The sequence below is a fragment of the Streptomyces sp. SolWspMP-5a-2 genome, from assembly GCF_900091845.1.
GTDB classification, from domain to species: domain Bacteria; phylum Actinomycetota; class Actinomycetes; order Streptomycetales; family Streptomycetaceae; genus Streptomyces; species Streptomyces doudnae.
On record NZ_FMCI01000228.1, the window covers coordinates 1 to 9,467 of the forward strand.

Genomic DNA, 9,467 nt, shown 5'->3' on the forward strand with positions numbered 1-9,467 from the left:
GGGGAGCGCCGGGTGGCGCGCAGCCGCTTCCTCGCCGACGGTGTCGCCGCGTTCCCGGTCACGGCGGGCGCCCACCGGGTGACGGTGACGGCGCTCCCCCGGCCGGACGCGCTGTCGGTCCCGGCGGACGCGGCCCACGCCGAACTGGCCGCGCTGCCGCCGCCGTTGTGGCCGCCGCTCGGCCCGCCGCGCCCCGGCCGCCGATGGCGGTGGCCGCGGCGGTGGCCCTTCCGCGGATGAGGCGGGTGGTGGCGGTGGCTGCGGCGGTGGCCCTTCCGCGGATGAGGCGGGTGGCGGGTGGCGGTGGCGGCGGTCAGTCCCGGACGACCGCCTCGGCGCCGCCGCCGAACTCCAGTTGCAGGCCGGTGCTGAGGGCGACGGTGCGGCCCGGGTCGACCTCATGCACGGAGCCGTCGGCGCGGCGGGCCGTCCAGCGGTCGGCCGACCGGTTGGTGATGCCGAACCGCCCGCGCTGCCTGGGGTGTTCGGTGACCTCGGCGACGACAGCGGTGAAGTCGTGCCGCTCCGCCTCCACGGCCAGGTGGTGGACGTACATCCGGGCCTGCGGGCCGAGCCGCAGCGAGCGCGGGCGGCTGCGGGAGGTGGCGGTGCCGGTGGTGAGCTGGAGGCGGGGCGGCAGGTCGACACGGTTGCCGCAGCCCCAGCACCGCGGGGCGGGGCCCTCGGGTTCGGTGAGGTTCTGGCGGCCGCAGGAGGCGCAGAGGCAGATGGTGTCGAGGACCTCGCTGAGGGCGTCCCGCCACTGTCCCTCGCGGACCCGCCTGGCCGGGTGGCGCAGCCCGTCGGTGAAGGTCTGCACGAACAGGTCGCGCAGCAGCGGCGGGAGGGCGTTCCAGGTGGCGACGACGGTCTGCTGCTCCTCGGGGACCGGCCGGTTGCGGGCGTCGCCCGGGTCGTAGAGGAAGACCGGGTCGGTGCCGTAGAGCTTCTTGCGGGCCTTCTCGTCCATGCAGCGGATGCGCAGCGCGAGGGCGCCTTCGAGGGGGTGGTGGTTCATCAGGAGCAGGAACAGCAGGACGGCGAGGGAGTGCAGGTCGGTCTGGATGCCGGGGCGTCCGCCGTGGTCGCCGCGGACCAGCTCGGGCGCCATGAAGTCCATGGTGCCGGTGACGCCCGCGTCCTCGCCCTCGAAGACGGCGTTGTCGTTGTCGCAGACCAGGACGTCCCCGGTGCGCGGGTCGAAGAAGATGTTGCCCCAGTTGATGTCCCGGTAGGCGATGCCCTTGCCGTGCAGGGCGCGATAGGCCTCGACGGTGTGCAGGGCGGCCATGATCAGGGTGCGCTGGGTGGTGGCGGCGAGTTCGGGTTCGCGGCGGAACAGCGCGGGCAGGTCGTGGAAGCGGTCGGGGCGCACGTTCATCAGGTAGCCGAAGCCGGGGTGCCTGCCGTCGGGGTCGACGACGACGGTCTGCGGCCACAGGAACCGGTCGTCGCTCCAGGAGCAGCCGATGAGCCCGTCGAGGATCTGCCGCTGGCGGGCGTCGGCGAGCTGCGGGTAGTACCACTTCAGGGCGCGGTCGCCCTTGCGGGTGTGGACCCGGTAGACCTCGCCCTGGCCGCCGGAGCCGAACATCTCGGCGACCTTGACCCGCTCCCCCTCCTCGGTCACCAGGGTCTGCCCGGGGGCGAGCATGCCGTTCACCATGGGGTTCGGTTTCCTCTCGTGCTCAGGTCCGGGGCGGTTCGTCGCAGCGGGGCCCGGCCGGGCCCGTCGCCTCGAAGGCGCCCACGAGGGTGGTGTCGTCGCCGGAGAACTGGGCGGCGTGGGCGAGCCACTCCGGGAGCCGGTTCTGCACGGCGGGCATCCCCAGTTCGTGGGCGCGGCCGTGCACGCCCGCCGCGAAGTCGAGGAAGCCCTGGTGGTCGGTGAAGCTCTTGGAGAGCCCGTCGGTGGAGAGCAGCAGCCCGGAGGGGCCCTCGCTGGTCAGCGGCTGCCAGTGGCAGCGGGCCCGGTGCCAGGCCTCGGGCGCGCAGAGCGAGTCCGTCTCGTCACCGAGGTCGGGCCCGGTGTAGAGGGGGGTGTACGGCGTCCCGGCGGCGTCCAGGACGACGACGTCGCCGTCGCCGAGCTGCCAGCAGACCAGCAGCCGCCGGGTGAGGACGGCGCCGACCAGGGTGGTGCCGTAGGCGGTGAGGTCGGGGCCCTCGGTGCCGCGCCAGGGGCGGCCGTGGGCGGGGGCGTTGGCGTCGTGCAGGGTGGCCCGCTGGAGCCAGCGGTGGGTGACCAGCCGGGGCAGTCTGCGGGCCTCGGCGCGCAGGTCGGCGAGCGTCTCCCACCAGTGGCTGTCGTCGTCGGGGCGGTCCGGGTCGTCGTGGTCGACGGCCGCGCGGGCGAACTCCCCGGCGCAGGCGAGGAACGCGTCGACGGCCCAGCGGGCGCCGAGGTCGCTGCGGAAGTGCGGCGCCGATCCGTGGCCGTCCGCGACGGCGAGCACCACCGCGCGCCCGTCGGCGAGACGGCGGGCGGCGCAGCGGTCCTGGCTGTACTTCTTGGCGGCGCCCTTCACCGCGCCTTCGAGGAGTTCCCACCCTTCGGCCGGGGCCACGACGCCCGTCACCAGATGGGGTCTTCGCCCTCGCCCTTGTCCAGGGCCACCGGCGGCGGGGCCTGGACCGGTCCCGCGCCGTCGGCCTTGGGCGTGGAGGCGGCCTTGACGGCGGTGGACATCCAGCGGATGGCGGCGGCGAGCTGGCGCGGGTTCTTCGCCTGGAGGGGTTCGAGTTCGGGGTTGGCGAGGAACTCCTTGAGCATGCTCTTGTCGGCGTCGTCGCCGATGGCGAGGGCGACGCGGACGGCGCGGCGGCCCCAGGGCGTGTCGTCGACGGCGCGCAGTCCGGCCCGCCAGTCGTCGGTGGGCTGTCCGTCGGAGACGAGGGCCAGCACCGGTGGCAGGGCGCGCTGCGGCATGGGCGGGGTCTGCAGCGCCCCGGCGGCGAGCCGGAACGCGGCGCCCATGTCGGTGCCGCCGTAGGTGTGCAGGTCCTCCCAGGTGAACTGGTCGACGGGGGTGGGTTCGTCGATGTGCCAGCTCGCGCCGCTGGCGAAGGACACGGCCCGCACCAGCAGGGTGGCGCCGGGGTTGGAGCGGGCGGCGGACTGCATCTCCGGGACGGCCTCGCGGATGGCGAAGTTCAGTTCGGCGATCTTGCCGTTGACGCCCATGGAGCCGGAACAGTCCAGCAGCCAGATGAAGTGCACGGGGCGGCTCGCCATGCTGCCGCCCGGGAGGTCGAAAGTGTCGCTCACGTTGGTCCTCTCCCCCGAGGTCGGGCCGTGAACGGGCCCGATTTCCTTCTTTGTCAGCCTAGTTGAGAAAAGGTCGGCGGATCGGGCGCGTGCGGGGATTGGCGGGCGCCGAGGGGTGAACCGGGGGCGCACCCGGCGCACGCGCCTCGCGGGTCACCGCATTCCCTGGCGCCACTTGTTCCAGGCCTGCACTCCGCGTTCGCCGCCGCGTCCGGCGAGCAGGGTGGCGACCTCGCCCAGTGCGCGTTCGTCGAGCTGCGGCAGGACGGCGCCGAGGACGTCGAGGAGGAGTTCGCCGGAGAGCTGGCGCCAGCCGCCCTTGGCGCCGTCGACCGCGTCCGTCCAGACCAGGAAGAGGGAGGCGACCCGGCGGGGGTCGCGCAGGGCCGCCGGGTCGAGCGCGCCGCCGTGCGCCTGTGCCTCGCGGACGGCGTCGCCGTAGTGCCTGATGAGGGCCATCCGGCCGGTGGCGACGCGGTGCAGGGCACCGGTGCGGCGCAGTTCCTCGGGGTCGCTGCGGGCCATGCCGTGGGCGAGCCAGTAGTCGACGGCGTCGTCGAGGACGGTGCCGAGCCGCCCGGCACGCGCCTTGAGCGTGGGGCAGCGGCGCATGGTGTCCGCGAGGGGTTCCCGTCCGGCCGCGAAGTCGTGTGCCAGGCAGACGAGTTGGGCGACGGCGAGGTCGGCCTCCGGCAGCCGTCCGGGGGCGCGGGCGGCCTCGCGGGCGAAGGCGATGTAGGGGCGGTCGAGGTGCTGGGGGTTCCTGAGCCAGAAGGTGAGCCGGTCGGCGAGTCCGGCCTCGGCGATCAGGCCCGGCGGGCAGACCTCGGTGACCCGGCCCTGCTCCCTCGGGGTGGGGCCGCCGTTGCGGCCCGGCCAGACGAGGGTCCACAGCATCCGTACGGTCGCGGTGTCGGAGATCTCGCCGTCCAGGTGGGCGTGGACCAGTTCGGTCCAGAGGTCGACGCCGCTCAGCCCGTACGCGCCGCGGCCCAGGCGGCCGGCCGAGACGGCGAGGCGGACGGCGAGCGGGGCGCCGTCGAGGTGGCCGCTCAGCCAGTCGGCGTGCGGTGACCTCGCGAGCGCGCGCAGCGCCTGGAGCCGGGTCTCGCCCGCGCCGCGGGCCAGCCGGTCGACGACCCGCCGGGTGAACGCGCGGTCGCCGAGGCTGTCAAGGAGGGCCACGGTGTCGGCGCAGGTCCTGCGGTCCTCGGGGCGGGCGAGGGCGCGGGCGAGCGCGCTCACGGCGTCGTCGACGACCGGGTCCTCGGCCGGGCCGGTCCCGAGCAGGGTGCGCAGCGGCCTGCCCCAGGACGGTCCCGGCGGGGTGAGGAGCAGGGAGCGCAGGTCGTCCTCGGGCGGCGGCCCGTACTCGGCGCGGACCGCCCGCCGGGTCCCGGGGTCGAGCGGCAGGTCGACGGCGGCGGACAGGACGGCGTCCACGCCCGGCGGGCCCGCGGTGCGCAGGCGGCGGCGCAGCAGGGCGGCGGCGAGCGGCTGGACGTCGAGGCCGGGGAGGGCGGCGGCCCGGGAGCAGAGGTCGGTGAGGTCGCGCACGGTGTCGGCGTCGGTGGTGTCCTCGGCGGCGGCGCGGGCGGCGGTGTCCAGGAGGGTGCGCGGCAGGTCGGCGCCGAGGCCGTCCCAGTCGGGGACGCGCAGGGCGCGGCGGGCGAGCGGCAGGAGCGCGAAGGCGTCCTCGGGGCGGTCGGTGGGGCGGGGTGCGGCGCCCGCGCGCCAGAGCCAGGCGGTGAGTTCGGCCCAGGGGTCGGTGGCGCGCGGGCTGCCGGGGCCGCCGAGTCCGTCGTGGACGCGGAACAGGTGGGTGCGGGTGACCAGGTCGAACCGGTCGAAGACGGCGGTGTCGAGGCCGGGTCCGACGCCGACGATCTGCTGCGGTGCGGCGGCCGGGTCGTCGGCGGCGGTGGTGAAGGTCAGGGCGCGGGCGAGCGGGACCGGCAGCGAGGCGCAGGCGAGGGCGATCCAGCGGGCGACGGTCTCCTGGTCCTCCTCGGCGAGCACGATCTGCCGTCCGGCCGGGTCGGCGAAGAGGCGGCGGACGTCGGCGAGGAAGGGGGCGAGGCGCTCGCCCCGGTCGGCGGCGAACTTGGCGAGCAGGGCCTCGTCCCAGAGCCGTCCTGCGGGGGCGAAGGCGTCGGTGCCCGGACCGCCGGGCAGGGCGCGGGGCCGCCAGGAGTCGACGGGCCAGCGCGGCCAGTCGCCGTCGGGCGCCCAGCGCGCGTCGACCCGCACCCCGGCGGCCTCCTCGTCGTGGCGGGCGCTGCACAGCAGGGTGCCGCCCGCGCGGTGCGGGAGCCGGGTGTGGCTGAGGGCCGCCGAGAGCGCGCCGCGGTGGGTGGCGGCGATGACCCGTTCCACCGGTCCGTCCGGTACGCCGTCGGGGACCTCGGTGGTGGGGGTGAGCCGGTCGGCTCCGGTGTCGGGATCGCGGTGGAGCACATAGCTGAGTTCACGGATCGCCATGTCCCGATTCTGGCGATCCGCGTGGAACAGCGCAGGAGGACGGCGAAGTTGGACCGGGGCGGGGGCCGGTCAGGGGCGTACCTGGATGAGGGCGTGGGTGCCGCCGGTGCGCCAGCGGGGGCCCTCGGCGGCGTCGAGCGCGGCCTCGGTGGCGGGGGTCAGTCCGGTGACGACGTCCGACTTCAGGGTGCGCAGGGCGGCGACCGGGCTCGGGAAGTGGGCGGTGACGTCGGCGAACGGGGTGGTGGCGGGCCAGCGCCGATCGCCCACCAGGCGGCGGTAGTTGAGGTCGCCCTTGACCACGGTGAGGGCGGCGGTGGCGAGTTCGGCGCGCAGGTCGGCCGGGAGGTCGGCGTAGGGCAGGGGTCCGGCGGAGAAGGGGTGGGCGCGGACGGTGAGGGTGCCGTCGGCCATCGCGGACCACAGCAGGCTGCCGTACCCGGCGGCGCGTCCTTCGGCGCGGACCAGCCGGGTGAGGGCGTCGACGACGTCGGCGGTGGTGGCGTCGGAGACGTAGTAGGGGTACGGCTTGACGTGCAGGACGGCGCGGCCGACGCGCCCGCGCTCCAGCAGGTGCGCGACGAGGAGCAGGTCGGGGACGAGTTCGCGGCCCGCGTTGTCGGCGATCAGGCAGAGGGTGCCGGCGCCGTCGGACGGGAGCAGCGACCAGAGGGCGTCGCTGTCGTCGGCGACCAGCGCGGGGACCGGTTCCGCGGCGGCCCCGCCGCCGGAGAGGCGGAAGCCGAGGTCGGCGCGGTTGCCCCAGAGGGAGCCGTGCAGCAGGGCGCGGGCCTGTTCGGCGGCGGGCAGGTCGGCGAGGCCGTCGAGGGCGGCGAGTTCCTCGCCGGTCTCGGGGGCGTCGAGTTCGGCGAGCTTGCACGGGCGGAAGGGGTCGATGCCCTGCCAGGGCCCGGGGCCGAAGTAGCCGACGGCGTCGAGCAGCCTGCGGTAGAAGTAGCTCTCCGACCAGAGCCAGGGGATGTCGTACCAGGAGCGTCCGGTGTGGGCGCCGAGGCCCCAGGCGCTCCACAGGTCGCGGTCGTGCGCGGTGGCGGCGAGGGGTTCGACGGCGCCGTCGGCGCAGTTGGCGAGGAGCGCGTCGAGGGCGCGGTGCCGGGTGGGGTCGTACGGGAAGGCGTCTCTGACCTGCCGGACGATCGCGGGGTGGCGTTCGGCGAGGACGCTGTGCGGGAAGGAGCCGGGTTCGTCGCCGAGGATCACGGGGGCGGTCGGGGTGGCGGGCATGTGACCCACCGTAGCGCGCTGGTCAGACGGGCCTGATCTCCCGCTCCAGGCGGGAGGCGAGGTTGAGGTAGCGGGCGCGGCGGGTGACCGGGACCATGCCGCGGATCATGACGTGCCACATCTCGGCGACCCGGCGCGGCTGCCGGGCGACGGGTTCGAGGGAGCGGCCGACGACGCGGGTGCCGACGAACCAGCTGACGAGGGCGTGCGCGACCGCCTCCACGTCGATGTCCGGGTGGATGTCGGACTCCTTCATCGCGCCGTGCAGTTTGCGGGCGGCGATGTCGCGCCATTCGGTGAACGGGTGGGTGAGCGGCGGGCGGACCTCGACGGGGCCGGTGGCGAGGCGGAGTCCGGCGCGCTGGACGGGGCCCTCGACGGAGAGCCGGGCGATGCCGAAGGTGATCCGCATCAGCGTCTCCAGGCAGGTGTGGCCGCGGGCGTCCATCTCGGTCGTCACCTCACGCAGGGTGCGGGACTGGATCTCCATGATGGCGTGCGCGAGGTCTTCCTTCGCCGCGAAGTGGAAGTAGAGGGCGCCTTTGGTGACATGGGCGTGTTCGACGATGTCACTGAGGCTGGTCGACTCGTAGCCGCAGCGGTCGAACAGGTCTGCCGCCGCCGTGATGATCGTCGCGCGGGTCTGCTCGGCGCGTAACTGCCTCACCATCGACTGAACACTCCTGGGACGGGACCGAACACTCCTGGGACGCGAAAGAACGGGTCATGCCGTTTGTTTCTCACTCCCCGTACACGATAGCTCACGGTGCGACGGTGATCGCGGCATATTCCAAGACCGCGAAACTCCGCTGCGCTGCCGGGACTTGAACCCGATCCGACGCGTGTCACCCGCCTCTGCCCGCCTCGCGCTCCCCTCTTTCACCGCGGCGGACCGGTGCGGCCGGGCGCCCGCGCCGGTGAGCGCTAGAGTACGAGGCGACCGGTTGGTTTTCAATGAGACGCAGACGGCCCACTGCGACGTGCGACCGGTTCTGCGCACGCCGGGGGCGCCGGCCGGCCGGGAGCGGCTGAGGGGCGGTCATGGCGAGACAGCAGCGCGGCATCAGGACGCGCAGAACGATCCTGGAGGCGGCGGGCGCCGTCTTCGACGAGCACGGGTACGCCGCCACCACGATCGCGATGGTGCTGGAACGGGCCGAAGTCACCAAGGGCGCCCTGTACTTCCACTTCCCCTCCAAGGAGTCCCTGGCCCGCGCGGTGCTGGCCGAGCGGCCGCCCCTCGAGACGGTGCCGGTGCGGCCGTGCAAGCTCCAGGAGATGGTCGACGTCACCTTCGTGCTGGCCTGCCGCCTGCTGGACGACCCGCTGCTCAAGGGCGGGGTGCGGCTGGCCGTCGACCAGTGCGCGCCGCAGAGCGTCGACCACGCGGGGCTGTTCCGCCGGTGGGCCGACCATCTGACCTGGCTGCTGCGACAGGCCCGCGAACAGGGCGAGTTGCTGCCCTCGGTGGACCCGCGGGAGACGGTGGAGATGCTGGTGGGCTCGCTCGCCGGGATCCAGTTGATGTCCAGGGCGCTGACCGAACGGGCCGATCTGGCGCACCGCGTCGCGGTGATGTGGTCCCATGTGCTGCCCAGCATCGCCGTACCGGGACTGCTGCCCCGGATAGACGCCGCGTCCGACCGGGGTTCCCGGGTCACGGAGGACCTCGGCTGACCTCGTCCCTGCGGTGAACGCGCGGGGGCCGCGCCCCGTACTTCCCGGGAGCACGCCCGTTCCGCGCCGGCCGAGGAGACGTTCCGGATGCCCCGGATGACCGCACACCGCACCGCCCTGGCAGCCGCCGTCACCGCTCCCCTGCTGCTGTGGGCGGCCGGTCCCGCGCTGGCGCACGGCGCTCCCGTCGATCCGGCGTCCCGGGTCTACGCCTGCTCCCCCGAGGGCGCCTCGACGGGGACGGCCGCCTGCCGGGCCGCCGTCGCGGCCAACGGGGGTCCCTTCACGGCGTGGGACAACCTGCGGGTGGCGAACGTGGGCGGCCGGGACCGGCAGACGATCCCGGACGGCAGGCTGTGCAGCGGCGGGCTGCCCGCCTACAAGGGGCTGGATCTGGCGCGTGCCGACTGGCCCACGACCCGGCTGGCGCCCGGCGCGCGCATGACGATGCGGTACGCCTCGACGATCGCCCACACCGGCACCTTCAAGCTGTATCTGACCAAGCAGGGCTACGACCCCCGGAAGCCGCTGACCTGGTCCGACCTGGCGACGCAGCCGTTCGCGCAGGTCACCGACCCGCCCCTGACGGGCGGCGCGTACCGGATCGGCGCGACGCTGCCCGCCGACCGGACGGGACCGCACGTGCTGTTCACCGTCTGGCAGAACACCAGCACGCCGGACACCTACTACTCGTGCTCGGACGTGGTGTTCCCGGCGGCCGGGCGCGCCGGAGCGAGCGCCCCGGCCGCGACGCGAGGGGCGGACCCGGCGCCGCGGACGGCGGCGCCGAGCCCGT

8 protein-coding genes and 1 pseudogene are annotated in these 9,467 nt (G+C 74.8%); 3 read left to right on the top strand and 6 right to left on the bottom strand.

Annotation, left to right across the window (positions count from 1 at the left end; all coding sequences use genetic code 11):
• Positions 1–240 (top strand): annotated as a pseudogene (locus tag GA0115242_RS22810) (hypothetical protein); the annotation flags it as partial.
• A 73-nt stretch (positions 241–313) separates the two neighbouring features.
• Here GA0115242_RS22810 and GA0115242_RS22815 read toward each other — a convergent pair.
• From GA0115242_RS22815 to GA0115242_RS22840, 6 genes are all read right to left on the bottom strand, one after another.
• A complete protein-coding gene (locus tag GA0115242_RS22815) occupies positions 314–1,666 on the bottom strand; it encodes a serine/threonine protein kinase (RefSeq protein ID WP_176729886.1) in 1,353 nt (450 codons plus the stop codon).
• Positions 1,667–1,688: 22 nt separating this feature from the next.
• Positions 1,689–2,579 carry a protein phosphatase 2C domain-containing protein gene (locus GA0115242_RS22820; RefSeq protein ID WP_161353252.1) on the bottom strand — a complete coding sequence of 297 codons (891 nt, stop codon included), beginning with the start codon at positions 2,577–2,579 and terminating at the stop codon, positions 1,689–1,691.
• Positions 2,576–3,235, bottom strand: coding sequence for a vWA domain-containing protein (locus GA0115242_RS22825; protein ID WP_093831411.1), 660 nt, complete (start codon positions 3,233–3,235; stop codon positions 2,576–2,578). The genes GA0115242_RS22820 and GA0115242_RS22825 overlap by 4 nt, the downstream gene beginning before the upstream one ends.
• A 186-nt stretch (positions 3,236–3,421) precedes the next feature.
• On the bottom strand, positions 3,422–5,749 hold the full coding sequence (locus GA0115242_RS22830; RefSeq protein ID WP_093831399.1) for a GTPase-associated protein 1-related protein: 2,328 nt from the start codon (positions 5,747–5,749) through the stop codon (positions 3,422–3,424).
• Between the two features lie 69 nt (positions 5,750–5,818).
• Positions 5,819–6,994: a damage-control phosphatase ARMT1 family protein gene (locus tag GA0115242_RS22835; protein WP_093831401.1), complete on the bottom strand. Its 1,176-nt coding sequence runs from the start codon at positions 6,992–6,994 to the stop codon at positions 5,819–5,821.
• Positions 6,995–7,016: 22 nt separating this feature from the next.
• Positions 7,017–7,664 (bottom strand): ScbR family autoregulator-binding transcription factor, encoded by a 648-nt coding sequence (locus GA0115242_RS22840; RefSeq protein ID WP_093831403.1) that lies wholly within the window; start codon positions 7,662–7,664, stop codon positions 7,017–7,019.
• 371 nt (positions 7,665–8,035) lie between these two features.
• Between GA0115242_RS22840 and GA0115242_RS22845 the strand changes: the two genes are divergently transcribed.
• Positions 8,036–8,671, top strand: a complete 636-nt coding sequence (locus tag GA0115242_RS22845; RefSeq protein ID WP_093831405.1) for a ScbR family autoregulator-binding transcription factor — start codon at positions 8,036–8,038, stop codon at positions 8,669–8,671.
• Between the two features lie 87 nt (positions 8,672–8,758).
• Positions 8,759–9,467, top strand: a 709-nt coding sequence (locus GA0115242_RS22850; protein ID WP_093831407.1) for a lytic polysaccharide monooxygenase auxiliary activity family 9 protein, incomplete at its 3' end; no start/stop codon positions are given.

Bases quoted from the DNA above. Each gene is read 5' to 3' on its own strand.
- GA0115242_RS22815 (WP_176729886.1), bottom strand. From the start codon at position 1,666: ATGGTGAACGGCATGCTCGCCCCCGGGCAGACCCTGGTGACCGAGGAG.
- GA0115242_RS22825 (WP_093831411.1), bottom strand. From the start codon at position 3,235: ATGGCGAGCCGCCCCGTGCACTTCATCTGGCTGCTGGACTGTTCCGGC.
- GA0115242_RS22830 (WP_093831399.1), bottom strand. From the start codon at position 5,749: ATGGCGATCCGTGAACTCAGCTATGTGCTCCACCGCGATCCCGACACC.
- GA0115242_RS22835 (WP_093831401.1), bottom strand. From the start codon at position 6,994: ATGCCCGCCACCCCGACCGCCCCCGTGATCCTCGGCGACGAACCCGGC.
- GA0115242_RS22840 (WP_093831403.1), bottom strand. From the start codon at position 7,664: ATGGTGAGGCAGTTACGCGCCGAGCAGACCCGCGCGACGATCATCACG.
- GA0115242_RS22845 (WP_093831405.1), top strand. From the start codon at position 8,036: ATGGCGAGACAGCAGCGCGGCATCAGGACGCGCAGAACGATCCTGGAG.